Source organism: Dyella sp. 01N36 (genome assembly GCF_056399745.1).
The window spans coordinates 1-21286 of record NZ_JBFTRY010000041.1 but is presented as its reverse complement, the minus strand read 5'-3'; the positions used below and the strand labels follow the sequence as shown (position 1 = coordinate 21286).

The 21286-nt window shown below is 64.9% G+C and carries 17 protein-coding genes, 1 pseudogene and 1 riboswitch; of the genes and pseudogenes, 7 read left to right on the top strand and 11 right to left on the bottom strand.

Annotated features, from left to right (window positions below; genetic code table 11):
• Together AC1DMG_RS09900 and AC1DMG_RS09895 are read right to left on the bottom strand one after the other, a co-directional pair.
• Window positions 1–403, bottom strand: a pseudogene (locus AC1DMG_RS09900) (phosphoenolpyruvate carboxykinase (GTP)); the annotation flags it as partial.
• A 237-nt stretch (window positions 404–640) separates the two neighbouring features.
• On the bottom strand, window positions 641–1219 hold the full coding sequence (locus AC1DMG_RS09895; protein ID WP_441604965.1) for a TetR/AcrR family transcriptional regulator: 579 nt from the start codon (window positions 1217–1219) through the stop codon (window positions 641–643).
• 127 nt (window positions 1220–1346) lie between these two features.
• Here AC1DMG_RS09895 and AC1DMG_RS09890 point away from each other — a divergent pair, with 127 nt between their 5' ends.
• From AC1DMG_RS09890 to AC1DMG_RS09880, 3 genes are all read left to right on the top strand, one after another.
• A complete protein-coding gene (locus AC1DMG_RS09890) occupies window positions 1347–2237 on the top strand; it encodes an alpha/beta fold hydrolase (RefSeq protein ID WP_441604995.1) in 891 nt (296 codons plus the stop codon).
• A 42-nt stretch (window positions 2238–2279) separates the two neighbouring features.
• Window positions 2280–4751, top strand: coding sequence for an acyl-CoA dehydrogenase (locus tag AC1DMG_RS09885; RefSeq protein ID WP_477178641.1), 2472 nt, complete (start codon window positions 2280–2282; stop codon window positions 4749–4751).
• Between the two features lie 97 nt (window positions 4752–4848).
• Window positions 4849–5316 carry a hotdog fold domain-containing protein gene (locus AC1DMG_RS09880; protein ID WP_441604963.1) on the top strand — a complete coding sequence of 156 codons (468 nt, stop codon included), beginning with the start codon at window positions 4849–4851 and terminating at the stop codon, window positions 5314–5316.
• Between the two features lies 1 nt (window position 5317).
• On the opposite strand, the gene AC1DMG_RS09875 is transcribed toward AC1DMG_RS09880, so the two are convergent.
• The 9 genes from AC1DMG_RS09875 to AC1DMG_RS09835 all read right to left on the bottom strand — a co-directional run bounded on the left by AC1DMG_RS09875 (window position 5318) and on the right by AC1DMG_RS09835 (window position 16550).
• Window positions 5318–6313, bottom strand: coding sequence for a diguanylate cyclase domain-containing protein (locus AC1DMG_RS09875; protein WP_441604962.1), 996 nt, complete (start codon window positions 6311–6313; stop codon window positions 5318–5320).
• Window positions 6310–6873: a chemotaxis protein CheB gene (locus AC1DMG_RS09870; RefSeq protein ID WP_441604961.1), complete on the bottom strand. Its 564-nt coding sequence runs from the start codon at window positions 6871–6873 to the stop codon at window positions 6310–6312. The genes AC1DMG_RS09875 and AC1DMG_RS09870 overlap by 4 nt, the downstream gene beginning before the upstream one ends.
• Before the next feature lie 7 nt (window positions 6874–6880).
• Window positions 6881–7750: a CheR family methyltransferase gene (locus AC1DMG_RS09865; RefSeq protein ID WP_441604960.1), complete on the bottom strand. Its 870-nt coding sequence runs from the start codon at window positions 7748–7750 to the stop codon at window positions 6881–6883.
• A complete protein-coding gene (locus AC1DMG_RS09860; protein WP_441604959.1) occupies window positions 7747–11415 on the bottom strand; it encodes a response regulator in 3669 nt (1222 codons plus the stop codon). Before AC1DMG_RS09860 ends, AC1DMG_RS09865 begins: the two co-directional genes overlap by 4 nt.
• A gap of 92 nt (window positions 11416–11507) precedes the next feature.
• A complete protein-coding gene (locus tag AC1DMG_RS09855; RefSeq protein WP_441604958.1) occupies window positions 11508–12422 on the bottom strand; it encodes a CPBP family intramembrane glutamic endopeptidase in 915 nt (304 codons plus the stop codon).
• A 69-nt stretch (window positions 12423–12491) separates the two neighbouring features.
• The gene (locus tag AC1DMG_RS09850; protein ID WP_477180472.1) at window positions 12492–14093 is read right to left on the bottom strand and encodes a peptide chain release factor 3; all 1602 of its coding nucleotides are present in this window, start codon (window positions 14091–14093) and stop codon (window positions 12492–12494) included.
• A gap of 120 nt (window positions 14094–14213) precedes the next feature.
• Window positions 14214–15383 carry a fatty acid desaturase family protein gene (locus tag AC1DMG_RS09845; RefSeq protein ID WP_441604956.1) on the bottom strand — a complete coding sequence of 390 codons (1170 nt, stop codon included), beginning with the start codon at window positions 15381–15383 and terminating at the stop codon, window positions 14214–14216.
• Window positions 15384–15453: 70 nt separating this feature from the next.
• A complete protein-coding gene (locus tag AC1DMG_RS09840; RefSeq protein ID WP_441604955.1) occupies window positions 15454–16116 on the bottom strand; it encodes a M24 family metallopeptidase in 663 nt (220 codons plus the stop codon).
• Window positions 16117–16193: 77 nt separating this feature from the next.
• Window positions 16194–16550: a DUF1304 domain-containing protein gene (locus AC1DMG_RS09835; RefSeq protein WP_441604954.1), complete on the bottom strand. Its 357-nt coding sequence runs from the start codon at window positions 16548–16550 to the stop codon at window positions 16194–16196.
• 211 nt (window positions 16551–16761) lie between these two features.
• On the opposite strand from AC1DMG_RS09835, the gene AC1DMG_RS09830 reads away from it, so the two are divergent.
• The 4 genes from AC1DMG_RS09830 to AC1DMG_RS09815 all read left to right on the top strand — a co-directional run bounded on the left by AC1DMG_RS09830 (window position 16762) and on the right by AC1DMG_RS09815 (window position 21241).
• A complete protein-coding gene (locus tag AC1DMG_RS09830; RefSeq protein WP_441604953.1) occupies window positions 16762–17553 on the top strand; it encodes a hypothetical protein in 792 nt (263 codons plus the stop codon).
• 152 nt (window positions 17554–17705) lie between these two features.
• Window positions 17706–17821, top strand: a riboswitch (SAM riboswitch).
• Between the two features lie 85 nt (window positions 17822–17906).
• Window positions 17907–18935 (top strand): homoserine O-succinyltransferase MetX, encoded by a 1029-nt coding sequence (gene metX, locus AC1DMG_RS09825; RefSeq protein ID WP_441604952.1) that lies wholly within the window; start codon window positions 17907–17909, stop codon window positions 18933–18935.
• Window positions 18936–18971: 36 nt separating this feature from the next.
• Window positions 18972–20162 (top strand): cystathionine gamma-synthase, encoded by a 1191-nt coding sequence (gene metB, locus AC1DMG_RS09820; RefSeq protein WP_477180471.1) that lies wholly within the window; start codon window positions 18972–18974, stop codon window positions 20160–20162.
• Window positions 20159–21241: a homoserine dehydrogenase family protein gene (locus AC1DMG_RS09815; RefSeq protein ID WP_477180470.1), complete on the top strand. Its 1083-nt coding sequence runs from the start codon at window positions 20159–20161 to the stop codon at window positions 21239–21241. The genes metB and AC1DMG_RS09815 overlap by 4 nt, the downstream gene beginning before the upstream one ends.
• Window positions 21242–21286: the final 45 nt, after the last annotated feature.

Here is a 21286-nt window from a genome sequence, read left to right as displayed (position 1 = left end):
TCTCAACGCCGCAACGGGCGAGCGGGGATTCAATCGGGCCCATGCAGTAGGGAATCACATACATGGTGCGGCCTTCCATGCAACCGTCGAACAGCGCGTCCATCTTGGCGTGCGCATCGGCCGGGGCCATCCAGTGATTGTTCGGGCCGGCGTCGACCTCGTCCTTGGTGCACACAAAGGTGAGGTGCTCGACGCGGGCCACGTCGGAGGGGCTCGAGCGATGCAGGTAGCAGCCCGGATGGGTCTCCTGGTTCAACTCGATCAAGTCGCCGGTGCCCAGCATGTGCTGCACCAGCTGCTGGTACTCGGAGTCCGAGCCGTCGCACCAATGGATCTTTGCCGGACGGGTCAGCGCCGCGACCTCATCAACCCAGCGCTGCAGCGCTGCCAGCTTGCTCGACATCGTTTCCTCACTCTGGTCTTGAGCTAAAAAAGAACAGAAACGGTAACTTACGTGCACTGGCATGGCAAGGCATGGCGCAGCAAAAGCCAACTGGGCGCACCCCTAATTCGCTGCCAGACCCGATAGTTACAGGTGTAACTGCAGACCACTTTGCCAGCTGGACTACCAGTGGTTGGCAACATAAAAAAACGCCGCCCGAGGGCGGCGTTCGTGCGAGCGATGGTGCCTGGCCGAGGGTCAGGCCGGCGTGAGGGTGCGGATCATGTGCTCCACGTACGCATCGAACTCGTCATGGCTGATGCGCGGCAGGCCCAGCGTAAAGTTGAGCTGGAGGAAGCCCACATAGGCGGCATAAGTCAGCCGGGCGCGATTGAGCGCTTCTTCCGGCACCAGGCCGGCCTCGCTGTAAATGGTGGTGAGGAATTCCATGCGGCGCTGCGAAACGCGCGCCATCACCGGCACCACCTGCGGGTGATCCAGCGCCTTGAGCAACGCGGCATACACGCGGTGCGGTGCGATTTCATGCGCCACGCGGCGGAACAATTCGGGCAGGCGCGCGCGGGGATCGGGCATGGCCTCGATCTGGCTGATCACCTCTTTCTCGCCGTATTGCTCCCAGCGTTCCAGCGCCGCCTGCAGCAGCGCCTCGCGGGTACGGAAATGCCAGTAGAAGCTGCCCTTGGTGACGCCCAGCTGGCGTGCCAGCGCCTCGACGGCGAGTGCGCCAACGCCTTGGTCGGCGATCAGCCGGAGGGCGGCGTCTTCCCAATCCTCGGCGGACAGGCGGGTGCGTTCGGGTTTGGCGCTTGCATTCATACGCGTATGGTAGCCCCTGCGGGCCGCTTTGCAATTGGCGTCCGGGCAAGTCGTTGAATCGACGGAAACTCCGCGTTGCCGCAGCGCATATTGACGCAGCCATTTGTTGCAATCCATACTCATGCGTATGGTATCGACAACCCCGACCCAGAAATCCAGTAACTACGTCACGGCCGTCGACGGCCTGACGCTGGCTATCGATATTCGCCAGCCCACCGGCCATCCCACGCTGCTCTTCGCACACGGCTTCGGCCAGACGCGCGGCGCGTGGTGCACCACTGCCGAAGCGCTGGCGGACGAAGGCTTCCGCTGCGTCACCTTCGATGCGCGCGGCCATGGCGAGAGCGGCCACGTGGCGGGCGGCGATTACCACATGGAGCAATTCATCGGCGACCTGCGCCTGCTGGCGCACGCCGAGCTGAGCAAGCCGATCCTGGTCGGCGCGTCGATGGGCGGCCTGCTCGGGTTGGTGATCGCCGGCGAGATTGATCCGGAGGCGTTTCGCGCACTCGTGCTGGTCGACATCACGCCGCGTTGGGAAACCAAGGGCGTGGAACGCATCCTGGCCTTCATGCAGGCCCATCCCGACGGCTTCGAAAACTATGCGCAGGCGGCGGACGAAATCGCTAGGTACATGCCGCATCGCGCCGAGCGCAAAACCGAAGATCAACTGCGCCCCCTGCTGCGCGAAGGCGACGACGGTCGCCTGCGCTGGCATTGGGATCCGGCCCTGCTCAACGGATTGGTGAGCGAGAGCGAACGTTACCAGCCGCGCCTGATGTCGGCGGCGGCCAAGGTGCGCGTGCCGGTGTTGTTGTTGTCGGGCGGTCGCAGCGATGTCGTTTCGCGCGACACCGTCGATGAATTCCTGCAGCTGGTGCCGCATGCCGAGCATGTGGAGCTGCCGCGCGCCACACACATGGTCGCCGGCGACGCCAACGACGCATTCACCCGCGAGATCGCACGATTCGTGGGCCAGCTTTCTTCTACCGATCGCAGCGATGCGGTCACCGCCTGAATCCATGTTCCACCAAGACGTCATGCGTAACGAGGTGTTTGAATGTCCGTGATACTGACTTTGCTGGCGGCGCTGATTGCCACTGGCGCCTGTGCCTACCACCGCAGCAGTCTGCGCACGTGGGCGATTGCCACGGTGATCACGACCGTCGTGGTCGGCCTGGTTGCCGGCGCGCCGTGGACGACTTTCGTCCTGGTGGTGATCGAACTGGCGATCGCCGTGCCGCTGCTGATGGACGGTTTCCGCCGCAAGCAGATCAGCGCGCCGCTGCTGAAGATGTTCGCCAAGGTCACGCCCAAGCTTTCCGAAACCGAACAGACGGCGCTTGAAGCAGGCACGGTCGGTTTCGAAGGCGAGCTGTTCTCGGGCAAGCCCGACTGGCATGAGCTGCTCAAGCAGCCCAAGCCGGAGTTGAGCGTGGAAGAACAGGCCTATCTCGACGGTCCCGTGGAAGAACTCTGCGGCATGATCGACGACTGGCAGATCACCCACGAGCTGGCCGACCTGCCGCCGGAAGTCTGGGCCTTCATCAAGAAGCACAAGTTCTTCGGCATGATCATTCCCAAGTCGTATGGCGGCCTGGGCTTCTCGGCGCTGGCGCACTCGGCGGTGCTGCAGAAGCTCGCGACTATGTCGGCCACGGTGGCATCGACGGTGGCCGTGCCCAATTCGCTGGGCCCGGCGGAACTGCTGCTGCACTACGGCAGCGACGAGCAGAAGAACCACTACCTGCCGCGCCTCGCGGTGGGCGAAGAAATTCCGTGTTTCGCGCTCACCGGCCCGTATGCCGGTTCCGATGCCACCTCGATCACCGACTTCGGTGTGGTCTGCAAGCAGGTGGTGGATGGGGTCGAAACGCTGGGCATGAAGCTCACCTTCGACAAGCGCTACATCACGCTGGCGCCGATCGCCACGGTAGTGGGTCTGGCCTTCCGTCTGTACGACCCGGAGAAACTGCTGGGCGACAAGGAAGACCTCGGCATCACGCTGGCGTTGCTGCCGCGTTCCACGCCGGGCCTGGAAATCGGTCGCCGTCACTTCCCCCTCAACGTGCCGTTCCAGAATGGTCCGCTGCACGGCAAGGACGTGTTCGTGCCGATGTCGGTGCTGATCGGCGGCCCGCATATGGCCGGCCATGGCTGGCGGATGCTGGTGGAATGTCTCTCGGTGGGTCGTGCCATTTCGCTGCCGTCCAATGCCACCGGCGGCGTGCGCGCTGCCGTTGCTGCGACGGGTGCCTATGCGCGCATGCGCAAGCAGTTCGGTCTTTCGATTGCACGCTTCGAAGGCGTGGAAGAAGCACTCGCCCGCATCGGTGGCCTGACATACGCGACGGCCGCTTTGTCGCGTGCCACCGCAGCCGCAGTGGATCGCGGCGAGAAGCCGGCGGTGCCGTCGGCGATCGCCAAGTACCACGCCACCGAGTGGGGCCGCATCATCGCCGGTGATGCGATGGACGTGCACGGCGGCAAGGCCGTGCAGCTGGGTCCGAAGAACTACGCCGGCCGCGCCTGGCAGGGCGTGCCCATCGCGATCACGGTGGAAGGCGCCAACATCATGACGCGCAGCCTGATGATCTTCGGTCAGGGCGCCATCCGCTGCCATCCTTATGTGTTGAAGGAAATGCAGGCGCTGTCGATTCCGGACTACGGCGATCGCCTCAAGGCGTTCGATCGCGCGTTGTTCGGTCATATCGGTTTCGGCATCTCCAACGCCGTGCGTTCGCTTACGCTGGGCCTCACCGGATCGCGCATCGGCGACACCGCGGGCGACGCCTATGTGCGTCGCTACTACCGCAAGCTCAACCGTTACTCGGCGGCGCTCGCGCTGTGTGCCGATACCTTCATGGGCGTGCTGGGCGGCAAGTTGAAGTTCAAGGAAAAGCTGTCCGCCCGCCTGGGTGACGTGTTGAGCTATCTCTACATCGCCAGCGCCATGCTCAAGCGTTATGAGGACACTGGCCGTCCGGAAGCCGATCGTCCGCTGTTGGCATGGGCGTTCCACGAGTGCATGTGGCGCATCCAGACCTCGCTCGACGGCGCCATCCGCAACTTCCCGGTGCGCCCGGTGTCCTGGCTGCTGCGTGCGCTGGTGTTCCCATGGGGACGCCGCGAAGTGCCGCCGTCCGATCGCCTGGGCCGCCGCGTCGCCGCCATCATCACGGCGCCGGGCGAGGCGCGTGATCGCCTGATCGAGTGGACCTATCTCACGCCGACCGCCAACAACACCATCGGCCGGATGAACGCACTGCTGCCCGACGTGATCGCGGCCGAGCCGGTGGAACGCAAGTTCGGCAAGGCGCAGAAGGCCGGCCAGTTCAAGTCGCACGACTTCGTGGGGCAGCTGGTCGAAGCGATGCAGGCGGGCGTGATCAATGCCGCCGAATTCGAACTGCTCAAGCGCGTGCGCGAGGGCGTGTTCGAGTTCATTTCGGTAGACGACTTCGATCCGTCCGAACTCCGTGCCGCGGTGACGCGCGCCGACCGCAACAAGAAGCTGGCCGACGCGGCCTGACGTTGCCGGCCGCCATGCCTGTTCACGCAAGCATGGCGGCAATCCATCGACACACGAAAGGGCAGCGCCGCCGCGTTGCCCGCGAGGGAGGTTTGGCATGAACCAGGCACTGTCGCTGTATCGTCGGTTGGTCACACTGCCCGGTGGCCGCTGGCTCTATGGCCGCCTGATCTGTTTGAAGGCGCCTTACTTCGCCACGATCGCTCCTCAGTTCCGCGCACTGGAACCGGGGCTCTGCGAAGTGGCGATCCGCGATCGCCGCCGCGTGCACAACCATATCGGCACCGTGCACGCGATTGCCCTATGCAATGCCGCCGAACTCACCGCGGGCATGATGACCGACGTGACCATCCCGTCGAGCATGCGCTGGATTCCCAAGGGCATGACGGTGGAATACCTGGCCAAGGCCACGGGCACCCTGGTGGCGCAGGCCAGGCCGGAATCGCCGGCGCGCGAGGCGACCAGCGGTTATGCGTGGCCGGCGCTGGTAAGCGTGCGCAACGAAGCGGGCGACGAAGTCTTCCGCGCGCGCATCGACATGTGGGTGTCGCCGCGCAAGTCGTGAATCAAGGCGACATCACGCAGCAATTCTTGCCGCTGTCCTTGGCCTGATAGAGCGCGCGATCGGCGGACTGGATCAGATCCTCGTCGGCCTGTCCGTCGCCCTTCCACAGGGTCACGCCAATACTTGCGCTGACCTGCGCGTTGAACGGGCCGTGGCGCCCCTCAAGCGGGTAGGGAGCGGCGAGCGCGTTGCCGATGTCCTGGCAGCGGCGCATGAGCAAATCCACGTCAGCCACGTCTTCCAGGATCAACGCAAACTCATCGCCTCCGAGGCGCGCGACCGTGTCGTTGCTGCGCACCTGATCGCTGAGTCGTTCCGCAATGGCTTTCAGCAGGGCATCGCCCGCCGGGTGGCCGTGGTTGTCGTTGACGCCCTTGAAGCCATCAATGTCGAGCATGGCCAATGCGAAGCAGGGCCCGTGCCGCGGTACGCGTTGCATGGCGGTGAGCAGGCGGTCGTGGAACAGCGTGCGATTGGGCAGGCCGGTGAGTGTGTCGTGGGTGGCCTGGTGGCGGATCTGCGCTTCGATGCGCCGGCGTTCTGAAATTTCCGTGTTGAGCTGCTCGTTGCGCTCCTCCAGTTCGGCCAGCGTCGACTTAAGCGCCGCTCGCGCGCGGTACAGCTCGAGGAAAACGCGCACCTTGGACTGCAGGATCATGTCGTTGATCGGCTTGGCGATGTAATCCACCGCGCCAAAGTGATAGCCGCGCACGCGATTGATGTCGTCGGCATAGGCCGCCGTGACGAAGATGATCGGCGTCTCGCGCAGACGTTCATCCTCGCCGATCAGGAAGGCCACCTCAAAGCCGTCCATCTCCGGCATGTTCACGTCGAGCAGGATCAGCGCGAACTCATGGTCCAGGCACAACGCGAGCGCTGCGTTGCCGTTGTCGGCCTCGTACAGCTGTGCGCCGCTGTCGGCAAGCAGGTGGCGCATGGCGACGAGGTTGGCGGGGGTATCGTCGACGACGAGGATCTTTGGGGCTGGCAGGTTCATGGCAGGCATAGACGGTTGAGCAGCGGCGCGATCGCCGCCAGTGGAAGGCAATGGTCCGCGCCGGCGCGTTCGAGCGCGGCGGCGGGCATGGTCGCAACGTCGGCATCGGCCGGATCCTGCACGACGGCAATCCCCCCGGCCTGCCGTACATGCAGCAGTCCATCGGCGCCATCGCTGTTGGCGCCGGTAAGCACGATGCCGATCAGCGACTCGCGATACGCCTCGGCAGCTGATTCAAACAGCACGTCGATGGATGGGCGGGCAAAGCTCACGCGCTGATCCACCGACAACGAAAAACGTCGACTTGCTTCGACCAGCAAGTGATAGCCGCTTGGCGCCACATGGATCACGCCGCCGCGCATGGGCGCGCGCTCGCGCGCCTCCTCCACCGGCAGCGTGGCGTGCTTGGCCAACAATTCACACAACAGATCCACCGTGGCCGAACCGGTGTGGCAGCACACGGCAATCGGTTGGGGCAGGGCCGGATCGATCCCTGCGAACAGCTGCTCCAGCGCGGTGAGACCGCCCGCCGAACAACCGATCACAATGGCCTGCGGCATGGCCATGTCATTCCTTGCCCGTGCCGCGCGAGCCGAGGCGATAGATGCGGCGTGCGGCATCCACCGGCGTGAAGTCGGCGGCTGAAGGCGCGAAATCCAGGCTTTCGCGCGTGCCCAGGCAGAGGAAGCCGCCGCGCACCAGGCTGTCGCGGAACAGCGCCAGCGTCCTGTCCTGCAGCGAGTCCGAAAAGTAGATCAGCACGTTGCGACACAGCACCAGATGCGCTTCGCAGAACACTTCGTCGGTAACCAGGTTGTGGTTGGCGAAGGTCACGTTGCGGCGCAGGCGCTGGTCGAGCTTGATCAGCTCGTAGCGTGCGCTGTAATAGTCRGCCAGCGTGTGACTGCCGCCCGCGGCGAGATAGTTGCGCGACCAAAGCTGTGCCTCGCGCGACGGGTAAATGCCTTCCTGCGCGTGCCTGAGCGCGGCCTCGTTGAAGTCTGTGGCATAGATCTGTGTGCGGTCGTACAGGCCGGCTTCCTCGAGCAGGATGGCCAGTGAGTAGACCTCCTGTCCATGCGCGCAGCCAGCCTGCCAGATGTTGATCTGCGGATAGCTGGCAAGCACGGGAAACACCTGTTCGCGCAGCGCGAGGAAGACATCCGGGTCGCGGAACATCTCCGATACCGGCACCGACAGTCCTTCGAGCACAGCGGGCAGGAAATCCTTCTCGTGCAGCACGCGGGTGGTCAGCGCGCTCACCGTATCGGCGTGCTGCGCATGGGCCAGCTGCAGCACGCGCCGCTTCAGCGAGGCCGGCGCGTACTGGGTGAAGTCGTAGCCGTGACGCAGCTTGAGCGCGCGCACGAACAGCTCGATCTCGATATCTTCGAGTGCCGTGTCGACCACTTTCGCCTTTTCGGCCCGCTTGCTCATCGATGCAGCCACACGTGCATCATCGAGGACAGCTTGTCGATGTCGATCGGCTTGGACAGGTAATCGTTGGCGCCCGCTTCAAGGCATTTCTCCCGATCGCCGCGCATCGCCTTGGCCGTCAGCGCGATGATCGGCAATTTGGCCAGCTGCGGCTGCGCACGGATCTCGCGGATGGTGTCGTAGCCGTCCATCACCGGCATCATCACGTCCATCAGCACCAGCTCGATGTCGCTGTTGTCGGTCAGGGCCTTGAGTGCCTTCAGGCCATCCTGCGCCATCGTCACATGCATKCCCCAGCCACGCAGCACCTTGGACAGCGCGAACAAGTTACGCATGTCGTCATCCACCAGCAGCACCTTGCGGTGGATCAACTCGTTCGCATCGGTCAGCGCGGGCGAGGGCGAAGCTGCCCTCGCTTTGGCGCCAACAGCGGCCTGTCGCGCGCGGCCACCCTGGATGCTGTGCAGGAACAGGCTCACTTCATCCAGCAGGCGCTCCGGCGACCGTGCGCCTTTGATCACGATGCTGTCGGTGTATTGGCGCAGCTTCAGGCTCTCTTCCCGACTCAGCTCGCGGCCGGAATAGACCACAACCGGCGGAATGCTGCCCGCGGCGGAGAGCTGCTCGAGAAACTCGATGCCCGAAATGCCCGGCAGGCCCAGATCCAGCACGATGCAGTCGTAGGTGGTGTCGCGCATGCGCTCGAGCGCTTCTTCGGCGCTGCCGGCCTCCTCGATGCTGACGTCGTCGTTGCGCAACAGAGTGCGCATGGCCGCGCGAGAATCGGCGTCGTCGTCGACGATCAGCAGGTGGCGCATGTGGCCTTCGGCAAAATGCAGCAGGCGATCGAAGGCCTCGCCGATCGCCTCGCGGCTGACCGGCTTGGTGAGAAAGCCCACGGCGCCCAGGTCGCGGCCGCGGTTGGCTTCGTCCACCGCGGAAATGAAATGAACGGGGACGTGCCGCGTGGCGGTGTTTTCCTTCAGGCGCTCGATCACCGTCCAGCCGTCCATGCCCGGCAGCATCACGTCGAGCAGGATGCCGGTGGGGCTGTGCTTTGCCGCCAGTTGCAGGCCCGATTCGCCATCGGCGGCGGCCAGCACGCGATAGCCCTTACGACGGACCATGTCGGCGAGGATGCGCGCGAACACCGGATCGTCCTCGATGATGAGGATGGCAGTGTCGCCCGGCATCACGCTGGCGCGATCGTCTTCGATGGTTTCCGGCAGCAGCGCCTGAGTCATCGTGGGTCGGATTGGGCTGGGCGCTGCCACGCTGCTGGAGGGTGCCGTGATGGGGACGCCGGAGGGCCCTTCCAGCGGCAGCAAGATCGTGAAGGTGCTGCCGTGCCCGACCTCGCTGTGCAGCACGATGTCGCCATCGAGCAGTTCGGCGATGCGCTTGGAAATGGTCAGGCCCAGGCCGGTGCCGCCGTACTGACGGCTGGTGCTGGCGTCGACCTGTTCGAACGCCTGGAAAATCTTCTGCGCTTTATCCGGCGGAATACCGATCCCGGTGTCGGTCACGGCGATGGCGATCACATCCTTGCCCTGCATGCCCGGCGGCAGGCTGATGGCCGCCGAGGGGCGCCCGATATGCGCCGTGACCGAACCCTGGTGGGTGAACTTGAAGGCATTGCCGATAAGGTTGTTGGCGATCTGCTCGAGCTTGGTCGCGTCCGTGCGTAGCGTGGTCGGCAGACCAGCATCGATCTTCACGATGAAGTCGATCTGCTTGTCCTGCGCCACATGGTTGAAGGTGCGCTTGAGCGCGCGTTCAAGGTCGGCCAGCGGGAAATCGTCCAGTACGACGTCCATCTTGCCGGCCTCGACCTTGGACAGATCGAGGATGTCGTTGATCAGGCGCAGCAGGTTGCTGCCCGAGTCGTGGATGATGCGCGCCGATTCGACCTGCTCCCCATCAAGGTTGCCCTCGCGGTTGTCGGCAAGACTGCGCGACAGAATCAGCAGGCTGTTGAGCGGCGTGCGCAACTCGTGCGACATGTTGGCGAGGAATTCGGATTTGTACTGGCTGGCGCGGGCCAGTTCCTCTGCCTTCTCCTGCGTTTCGCGCTGCAAGGTTTCCAGCACGTGTTTCTGCTGGTTGAGCGTGTCGGTCTTCTGGCGCAGTTCTTCGTTGGATGCCTGAAGTTCTTCCGTTTGCACGCGCAGTTCTTCTTCCGACGCGAGCAGGCGCTGGGATTGCTCCTGCAGCTCGTGGGTCTTGGCGTTGAGTTCTTCGTTGGTGACCTGAAGATCCTGCTGTTGGCGGCGCAGCGTTTCCTCCGAAGCGCGCAGCTCGTCGGCCTGCTCGCTGGTGCGCTTGAGCAAGTCCTGCGTGCGAATGGCGCGGCCCAGGTTCTCCAGCGACAGCGACGCAATCGGCAGCAGTTCGTTCAAGAGGCGCTGCTGGGGTTCGCTGAAATGGTGAAAGCTGGCCAGTTCCAGCACACCGAGCAGTTTGTCCCGCAGGATCAGCGGCAGCACGCTGATGGTGTTCGGCGACGCCTCCCCGCTGCCGGAATGGATGCGCACGTAATCGTCGGGCACGTCCTGCAGCGTGATCGGCTTGCGTTCCAGCGCGCTCTGGCCGACCAGTCCTTCACCCAGCGCGTATTCGGTGCTCAGGTGGCGACGCTGCTGGTAGCCGTAGCTGCCCTGCAGGCGCAATCGCTGATCCTGCTCGTCAAAACGATAGAACACGCCCACGCCGCATTCGAGCAGCGGTCCCAGCGTGCCAGTGAGCTGCTCGGCGAAGTCGCGTTCGGTCTCCACTTTCTGCAGGTCGCTGGCGATCTGCGAAACCTGCGTCTTCACCCAGGTCTGCGCCGCGGTTTCGATCGCCATCTGCTTGAACACCTGCAGGGCCCGGGCGATCTCGCCGATTTCGTCGCGACGTTCCAGCTGGCGTATTTCCACGCTGTGATCGTGGCTGGCCAGACGCGTCATCAGATCCGTCATGCGGCGAATCGGGCGCGTGATCAGGCGGAACGTCATGTACACCACCGAGCCGCCGAGCAGCAGGCTGAGCAGCATGGTGATCCAGGTAACGGCGCGTACTTCCCTCACGTCGCGCTGTTGCGTGGCTTCGCGCTGGTCCAGCAGGGCGGCCTCGGTATCGTCCATCTGCTTGAGTACGCCGAGGATGTCGGCCACGAAGACGGTGCGGTGCGCGAGGTAGCTGGTCTGCACACGCACGCGTTCCATCGCCGCTTCGGTGGCGTCGTTGGCACGGATCGCCTGCATCGGCTCGATGCCGTTGGCCAGTGCGTCCTTCTGCCATTGGTCCGCCATCGATTCGATACGGTCGATGCGGCCTTGCTGCAGCGGGTTGTCGCTCGTCAGGGTGCGCAGCTCGCTCAGGTCCCGGGCGAGCGCCGCGTCGGCCTGCTGGTGCGCCGCCAGCTCAGAGCCTTGCGGGTTGAGCAGGAAACCGCGCAGCGCCATCTGGCTGGCCTGCAGTTGTTCGGTCACGTCGTCGATCTTGGCGCGCACGTCGTAGGTGTGCCGCGACCAGTGCGTACTGACGTCCTGCCGCGACAACGACTGCAAGCTGACGACGCTGCAGATCACGAACAGCAACACGAGGGTGCCGATCGCGACCAGGATTTTCTGCTGCATCGGCTGGTGGGCCAGCCAGGAATAGCGGTTTTTCGGGGCGGCCATACGTCTTCACAATGGGCAAGGCCTGGCAGTCCTGCCAGGCCGGGGCGGTTCCCTTCAGGGTATCCGCAGATTTGTGAAGACGATAGCTGGCCTCAGGACTTGCTGGAGGTACGACGCCACGACGGCGGCACGATGCTGCCGCGACGCACGGCCACAATCAGCAACAGGGCCGAGCAGGACGAGCAGACGATCAGCGCGACGACCGAAGCCTCAGCACCGAACACGCCGCCGCTCAACCAGTCCGGCCCGGTGCAGTTGGACACCAGCCAGCCGTGGGCGGCCGTGCCCGAAACCGGTATGCCGTAGACCGTGCCCTGCATCACATTCCATGCCGCATGCAGTCCGATGCACGGCCACAGCGAGCGCGTCACGTGATAGAGCAGGGCCAGCAAAATGCCGGCCTCGATCGCGATGGCGAGCGAGCTCCACAGCGTGGCACCGGGATTGAAGATATGGGCCGCGCCGAAGAACACCGCCGAGATGGCCAGCGCCCACCAGGTGCCGAGGCCTTCTTCGAGCGTGCGGAAGAGGATGCCGCGCGCGACGATTTCCTCAAACACGCCGGCGCCAATGCCCGTCAGCAGTACGGCCGGCAGCCAGTCCACGTCCGGGTTCGTGCCGGTGACGTGATAGCTGCCGGCGAGCCAAAGCACGAACACGACAAGGCTGATCAGCAAGGCGCCAGCCAGCAGTCCGGCGAGGCCGAGCGTGAACATGTCGCGCACCGCAAGTTCTCGCAGGGGGCGGCGTTCGATGGCCTTCACCAGCACGGCATACGCCACGAGCGATGAAATCAGCTCCATCGCCAGAATGCCGACGGCGCGCGACAACGGCGACACGCCAGGGCCGACCAGGCCCATGGCTGCAACGCTCACGGAAACGAGCTTGAACAGCACAAAGCACAATGCGCCGAAAAAGAAGATGCGGCCCATCGGCGAGAACACCATCCAGCGTTGCCACGGCGTGGCGGTGGCGGGCGTGGTGAAGGCGAGCTGTCCTGCTGGCATGGATGGATTCCCCTGAGAATGAAGGGGAGGGTAGCAGGCCCCGGCCGTTGCCGGGGCCGCCCATCCGGCTTACAGATCCAGCGAGGTCGCGTGCTCGCGCGTCGCTGAGAAACGCACGCCGGGCGAGCGCTCTTGCACCAACTGCAGGTTCACTCGCGACGGCGCGAGATAGACCAGTTCGCCGGCCGCATCGATGGCCAGGTTGTTGGCGTTCTTCTCGCGGAATTCCTCGAGCTTCTTGGCGTCGTCGCAGTGGATCCAGCGCGCGGTGGCGACGGTGACCTGCTCGAAGCTGGCGTCCACGCCGTATTCGTCTTTCAGGCGATAAGCCACCACGTCGAACTGCAGCACGCCGACCGCGCCCAGGATCAGGTCGTTGCTCATCAGCGGACGGAAGAACTGCGTGGCGCCTTCTTCGGACAGCTGCGCCAGGCCCTTCTGCAGCGCCTTCATCTTCAGCGGATCGCGCAGGCGCGCGCGGCGGAACAGTTCCGGTGCGAAGTTGGGAATGCCGGTGAAGCTCACCATCTCACCTTCCGTGAAGGTATCGCCGATGCCGATGGTGCCGTGGTTGTGCAGGCCGATCACATCGCCGGGATAGGCGCTCTCGACGATTTCGCGGTCGCTGGCCATGAAGGTGAGCGCGTTGGCGATGCGCACGTCCTTGCCGGTGCGCGTCTGCATCATCTTCATGCCGGCGCTATAGGTGCCCGAGCACACGCGCATGAAGGCGATGCGGTCGCGATGCGCGGGATCCATATTGGCCTGGATCTTGAACACGAAACCGGTGAGGGCTTCCTCTTCGGGCCTCACTTCGCGCGACAGCGTAGCGCGCGAACGCGGCGACGGTGCGTGCTCGACGAAGAAATCCAGCAGTAGCTGCACGCCGAAATTGTTCACCGCCGAACCGAAGAACACCGGCGTGAGCTTGCCGGCGAGGTACTGCTCGATATCGAACGGATGCGAGGCGCCTTGCACCAGTTCCAGCTCGTCGCGCAGTTCGGCCAGCGCTTCGGCGCCGATCATCGCCTCGAGGCCGGGTGCATCCAGGCCCTTGAAGATGGTCGAGTCCTGGCGCGTAAAGTTCTTGCCCTGCTCGAACACGTGCACTTCATCGAGCAGCAGGTGGTACACGCCCTTGAGGCGCTTGCCCATGCCGATCGGCCAGGTGAGCGGCGCGCAGGCGATGCCCAGCACGGATTCCACTTCGTCCAGCAGTTCGATCGGCGAGCGGCCTTCGCGGTCGAGCTTGTTGATGAAGGTCATGATGGGCGTGTCGCGCAGGCGGCACACCTCCATCAGCTTGATGGTGCGTTCTTCCACGCCCTTGGCGCAGTCGATCACCATCAGCGCCGAGTCCACCGCGGTTAGCACGCGGTAGGTGTCTTCGGAGAAGTCCGCGTGGCCCGGGGTGTCGAGCAGGTTGACGATGCGGCCTTCGTACGGAAACTGCATCACCGACGAGGTCACCGAAATGCCGCGCTSCTTTTCCAGCKCCATCCAGTCGGAGGTGGCRTGGCGGGCAGCCTTGCGGCCCTTCACCGAGCCGGCCATCTGGATCGCACCGCCGAACAGCAGCAGCTTTTCGGTCAGCGTGGTCTTGCCCGCGTCAGGATGGCTGACGATGGCGAAGGTACGGCGGCGGCGGGTTTCGGCGAGATGGGCAGACATGGAGGCGGGTCGGCAGGAAGGCTAGCCGCCAATGATAGCGTGGAACGGCCGGCCAGCCGGGCCTGGCGCCTCGCCGTCCCGGCTACGCCAGGCTTCCGGCGCGCCCGCTGGGCGTGCTGTTCAGTTTTGCGGGAGGGGTTCCAGCGCCACCGGCGCTGCGAGGGCATCCGGCTGGCCCATGCGCTTGAGCCAGCGGTAATGCGAGGCGAGGCCCGCGCCAAACGAGGCGTTGGCGTGATAGGGCACGCCGTACTCGCGGCAGGTCGCTTCGACCACCCGCGAGATGGCCGGGTAGTGCACGTGGCAGATGCGCGGAAACAGGTGGTGTTCGATCTGGAAGTTCAGGCCGCCGACCAGCCAGGTGACCAGCCGGTTGTTGCGCGAGAAATTCGCCGTGGTTTGCAGCTGATGGATCGCCCACGGCGTGTTCATGTGGCCCGGTTCGCTGGGCTGTGGAAACGCGGCCTCTTCCACCGCATGCGCGAGCTGGAACACCAGGGCCAGCTGCAGACCCGCCACCACGGCGACCAGGCCATAGCAAAGCAGCACGGCGCTCACCGAATGGAAGATCAGCGGCAAGCCCAGGGCCAGCGTGAAGAACACCAGCTTGCCGATGACGAAGACCGCCAGATCCTTGCCTTTGGGGCGCGGAAAGCGGCGCTTGCCGATGGTGCCGGTGATCACGTCGCGAAAATCGTCATGCAGATGCCAGCTCACCACCGTCAGGCCGTACAACATCCACAGATAGATGTGCTGCCAGCGATGATGCCAATAGTGCTTCTGCTGCGGCGCGAAGCGCGCCAATGCACCGAGGTTGATATCGCTGTCGTAGCCGTCGATGTTGGTATTCGTGTGGTGAAAATGCGCGTGCTTCCAGTGCCACACGTACGAGCTGCCGCCGACCAGGTCCAACGTCATGGCCATCCACTTGTTGACGCGGCGATGCTCGGAGAAGGCCTGATGGCCGGCGTCGTGCATGATGTTGAAGCCGATCTGCGCGGTCGCCACGCCGAGCGCGACGCTGAACAGCACGCCCTGCCACCAGGTGGCCGCGAAAAAGACCAGCAGCACATACGTGGCGACGAAGCTCGCCAGGATGATCGCCGTCTTCAGATAGATGGCCGCGCCGTCGCGCTGCTTTTGCCCGCTGTGCTTGAAATGGGCCTCGACACGCCGTCGCAACTCGCGCTGGAACGTGTTGTCGCCGTTGAACTTGAGCCGATCCGTGGAGGCAGCCGCATGCGACGTTCGAGCGGCCTCGGCCGTTCGATGAGGTGAAACAGGGGACATGCAGGGCACTCGGGGCGGGCGGGGAGTGAGTGCATGCTAGCTGATGCACCGATAACGGTTTGTTCGGCGACTAGTCGCGGGTCAGCAGGTCCTCGTAGAACGCGCCGTAGGGCTCGGTCGGGTGCGCGATCTGGATCTCAAGGATCCATAACCCGCTGGACGGTGGTTCGCCGTATTCGCCCAGATCGCCCGCCTTGTGCACCGAATGAGGGAAGTCGCTGACGCGATGACCCTTGATCTCATGGTTGAGGCGCCAGCCCATGGCCTGAGCCTGCTGCTCGGCAAACGCGTACAAGGCTTCGCCGCTGAGGCCTTGGCTCCGCCATGCATCGGCGGTGACGCGGAACAGCTCTCTTGCGGCATCCGCGCAGGCCTGCAGCTCCGGCGCGTTGCCCACCACGAAGGTGTCACCCACATCGCCTTCATGGCCTTCGAACACCAGGCCCAGATCGATGAAGTAGATATCGTTTTCGCCCAGGCGCACCGGCTCGGAACGCTCGCGATAAGTCTTGGTGGTATTGCGGCCGATGCGGATGATCACCGGATGCCACAGCCGCTCCATGCCCAGCGCGCGGAACACCTCGGCGGCTTCGGCCTTCGCCTCATCCTCGGAAATGCCCGGACGCATGCGCTCGCGGATGCCGTGCAGCGCCGCCCAGGTGCGTTCGCGGGCATGTTGCATCTGTTGCGGGTCGAAACGGTCGCCGACCGCTTCCTGAGGCACGAGAGTCATGACTGGCCGGTGCTGGCGGGGAAGAAGAAAAGCATCGCACAGAGGAGGGTCCGATGCAGGCCCGCCTCCGCAAACGCTCAGGACAGCACCACCAGCACGATGCCGATCAGGGCAGGCAGGGCCTGGATCCACAGCACCTTGCGGCTGGCGGTGAAGCCGCCATAGATCCCGGCCACCAGCACGCAGCCCAGGAAGAACAGCGTGATCGGGCGCCCGGCGTCGCCCAGCCACAGGCCCCAGCCCAGTCCGGCCGCCAGAAAGCCGTTGTACAGGCCCTGGTTCGCCGCCAGCACTTTGGACTGCTCGGCAAACTCTTGGCTCAGCCCAAAGGCGCGGCGACCGGCGGGGCGAGTCCACAGGAACATCTCCAGCACCAGGAACCACACGTGGAGCAGGGCGACGAGGGCAACAACGAGATGGGCGGCGAGTGACATCGGGATCCAGGGGCAGAGAGGTCAGGCGCGCAGTGTTGCAGCCCGCGTAGAGGCCCGCAAACCCGTCAAAACTAACCCTTCCGGCCAGTGGCTGTGGTGCTGCCCCCGGCGTAGGTTGATCGGGCTGGGTCTTGGCGCCCGAAGGACAAGGACGTGGCACCTGGGGGTTAGGGCATGGCCTGGCCATTCCTTACTCCGGGGAGTCACCTCCATGAACAAGTCAGTATCGCTAGGCCTGTGCCTGCTTCTGCTGTTTCCCGTTGCCGCGATGGCCGATGGGCCGTTCGACGGCACCTGGAAGGTCGACATGAGCAAGGTGCAGATGCCCAAGAAGCCCGATGTCTTCGTGCTCAAGGACGGCATGTACGATTGCAAGACCTGCGTGCCGGCGGTGAGCATCAAGGCCGACGGACAGGATCATGCGGTCAGTGGGCATCCGTATCTCGATTCGATGGCCGTGCAGGTGGTGGATGCGCACACCATCAAGGAAACCGACAAGAAGGGTGGCAAGGTCGTCGCCACCACGACGATTACCGTGGCACCCGACGGCAAGACCGCGCATTTCGAGTTCAGCGACAGCAGCAACAGCAGCGGTGCGCCGGTCACCGGCAATGGCGAGATGAAACAAGTGGCGGCGGGCCCGGCTGGCTCGCATGCGGTATCGGGCTCATGGGTCACCGCCAATATCGCCAACATGTCGGAGAACGCCACCGAGATCACCTTCAAGGAGGAGGGCGGCATGCTCCACATGAGCGCGCCGACGGGCCAGTCCTATCAGGCGAAACTGGACGGGACCGAAGCGCCGTACAAGGGCGATCCGGGCATCAACAGCGTGACCGTGAAGCAGACCGGCAAGATGTCGATGGTGGAAACCGACAAGCGCGACGGGAAGGTCGTGACCGTACTCACCTCCACCGTGTCGGCCGACGGCAAGACCATGAAGGTCCTGATGGACGACAAACTGCACGATCGCAGCATGGCATTCGTTGCGGTGAAGCAGTAATGATCACCGCGCCCGGCCTCCTTGCAGGCCGGGCGCGGGCTTGATGTGGTTGCAGCTGTAACCGTCACATCCGTCGAAAAATGTCGATGGCTAGATGCATAGACGTTTAGACGTCTATTGACACAGCCGATCAGGCTCGTTAGATTCCCCTTTACTCATCGAGACCGGCGGAGGGACAGGCCCTTTGAAGCCGGGGCAACCTGCGGAATTTTCCGCGACGGTGCCAATTCCTGCGGCAGCGCCTAGGGCGCAAGCCGCGAGATGAGGGCAAACCAGCACCACCGCGCCCCGTGCCGGTCGTGCCTTGCTCTCCTCTCCGGTCCGCAGGTCGATGCCGACCGGAGAAGAGCCCCATGTCCAGCCAGCCGCAACCCATCCCGCCCGTCGCCACCGCTCCCGCCGCGGTCGCTGGCGGCATGCGGCCGGACCTGACCACCCAGCGCTGCAGCCGTCGCATCGTCATCACGCCCAAGTACGGCAGCGCCCCGTGCGAGCTGGAAGTGAGCTACCTGTGGTGCGGCGCGCCTGATGCGCCCACCGTAATCGTGCAGGGCGGCATCTCCGCCACGCGTGACGTGGTGGCGCTGGACGGCGAGACCCCGCCGGGCTGGTGGCAGTCCCAGGTGGGCGCCGGCCAGCCGCTGGATCTGGGCCGCTACCGCGTGCTCTCCATCGACTGGATCACCCCGGCCGATCTCGATGGCGCGCAGGCCGTGTCCAGCGAGGACCAGGCCGATGTGCTCGCCGCCCTGGTGGAGTCGCTCGGCATTGGCCGTGTGCACGCCTTCATCGGTTCGTCCTACGGCGCCATGGTGGCCCTGGCCTTCGCCGCGCGTCACCCCTATGCCCTGGGTCGGCTGGTGCTGCTGGCCGGTGCTCATCGTCCGCACCCGCTCGCCACGGCGCAGCGCTCGGTCCAGCGCGGCATCGTGCGGCTGGGGCTGGCCAGCGGTCAGTCCGACGAGGCCTTGTCGCTGGCGCGCCAGCTGGCCATGACCACCTATCGCGGCAGCGAGGAATTCGCACGGCGCTTCAATGCCGCGCCGGAGTATCGCGACGGCCGTTTCCATTTTCCGGTCGAGGACTATCTCGAGCACGCCGGCCGCCGCTTTGTCGAGCGCTTTGATGTCGAGCGCTTCCTGGCCCTGTCCGAGTCCATCGACCTGCATGACGTGACGCCCGAGCGGGTGGCCGCGCCGGCGACCCTGATCGGCTTCCCGTCCGATCGCCTGGTGCCGCTGGCCGACCTGTGCGAGCTGCAGCGCCGCCTGCATGGCCCGGCCACGCTCGAAGTGGTCGAGTCGCCCTACGGCCACGACGCCTTCCTCAAGGAAACCGACCGCCTCGCGCCGCTGCTGCGCGACGCGCTGGCCGGTTGTTGACCCGAATTCAAAACGCATCACGCACGGAGATTCACCATGAGCGACACCCCCAGCCTGTTCACCCGCGCCGTGCGCGCCGGCATCGAATCAGACACCCAGCACGGCGCGGTGGTGCCGCCGCTGCATCTGTCGACCAACTATGCGTTCGAAGGCTTCGGCAAGAAGCGTGCGTATGACTACTCGCGCAGCGKCAACCCGACCCGCGACTTGCTGGCGGAGGCCCTGGCCGAGCTGGAGCAGGGTGTGGGTGCGGTGGTGACGGCCAGCGGCATGGCAGCCGTGGCGCTGGCGCTGGAACTGGTGCCTGCCGGTTCCCTGGTGCTCGCTGCACACGATTGCTACGGCGGCACCTGGCGACTGCTGGATGCCTGGGCCAGGAAGGGCCGCTTCCAGGTCCGTTTCGTCGATCTCACCAATGCACACTCTCTCGCCGAAGGCCTGGCTGCGAAACCGTCGCTGGTGTGGGTGGAGACGCCGTCGAACCCGCTGCTGCGCATCACCGATATCCGCCACGTGGCGCAGGCGGCGCATGCCGTGGGCGCGCTGGTGGTGGTCGACAACACCTTCCTCTCGCCGGCCCTGCAGCAACCACTGACCCTGGGCGCCGATGTGGTGGTGCATTCCACCACCAAGTACATCAACGGCCATAGCGATGTAGTGGGCGGCGCGGTGGTGGCACGCGATGCCGCCGTTGCCGAGCAGCTGAAGTGGTGGGGCAACTGCAATGGTCTGACCGGCGCGCCGTTCGACAGCTTCCTCACGTTGCGCGGCCTGCGTACCTTGAACGTGCGTTTGCGCCAGCATCAGGAAAACGCAGTGCGCATCGCCGAACGTCTGGACGGCCATGCGGCCGTGCGCAAGACGTATTACCCGGGCCTGCCGAACCATGTCGGCCACGCGCTCGCCGCGCGCCAGCAACAGGGCTTTGGCGCCATGCTCAGCTTTGAACTCGAGGGCGGCGAGGAGCAGGTGGCAGCCTTCGTCGAAGGCTTGCACTACTACTCGCTGGCCGAGTCGCTCGGTGGCGTGGAAAGCCTGGTGGCGCATCCCGCTTCGATGACGCATGCCTCGATGGCGCCGGAAGCCCGTCGCGCCGCCGGCATCGCTGACACGCTCCTGCGCCTGTCGGTGGGCATTGAAGATGGCGACGATCTGTTGCGCGATCTGGATGCTGCATTGCTCCGCGCCGAAGCGGTGAGCCATGCCAAACGTCGGGTGATCGCATGAGTGCGGTGCTGATCGAGCCGCTGCAGGCATCGAAAGCGCAGGTGTCTCCCGCCATCGCCGCCGTGCTGCTTGGCACCGGCGTGGTCGGTGGCGCCTTCCTGAAGTTGCTCAACACGCCGGCGGCGGCATCGATCAGGCTGGTGGGTGCGGCCAATTCGCGACGCCAGCAGACACAGGTGGAGCAGCTCGCGGACCGTGCCTTGCGCGAAAAGCTCAAGACCCACGGCGACGTGCGCAATGACGCGGTGTTGCTCGAAGCGCTGGAGACGAACGCTRCGGCGGTCAAGGTGATCATCGACGCCACCGCCTGCGGCACGCTCGCCTCGCGCCATGCCGAGTGGCTGGCGCGTGGGTATCACGTGGTGACGGCGAACAAGTCCCTCGCTGGTGGCGATCTGCCGGGATGGCGCGCGTTGCAGGCGGCGCTCGCGCAGGGCGGGCGTTATGGCGATTCGGCCACCGTCGGCGCGGGCTTGCCAGTGATCTCGACCTTGCGTCGCCTGCGTCATTGCGGCGATGCATTGCTTACCCTGGAAGGCGTGTTCTCCGGTTCGCTGTCGTATCTGTTCAACCAGTACGACGGCAGCCAGCCGTTCTCCGCGCTGCTGCGCCGAGCGCGTGAACTGGGCTATACCGAGCCCGATCCGCGCAGCGATCTTTCGGGTGAAGACGTGGCGCGCAAGCTGCTGATCCTCGCGCGCTGTGCGGGTTTTGCGTTGCGTCCGGATGAAGTAGAAGTGGAAAGCCTGGTGCCGGAAAGCCTGCGACAGCTCGACGTCGAAAGCTTTCTGTCGCGCCTGGAGGAACTCGACGAACCGCTTGCTGCGCGCTACGCCGAAGCAAAAGCGCGCGGCGGTGCATTGCGCTTCCTCGCCCGCCTCAACCAGCGTGGCCGTGCGCGCGTCGGTCTGGTCGAAGTGCCGGCAAACCATCCGGCCACACGCCTGTACGGCACCGACAATCAGTTTGCACTCAGCACCACGCGCTACAACTCGCAGCCGCTGGTGATCCAGGGACCGGGTGCGGGACCAGAGGTGACGGCGCAGGCGTTGTTGGGCGATGTGTTGGCGTTGGTGTGAAGCCTGAGGGTTCGTGAGTCGCGCACAGGGTGCGCTCCCACAGGT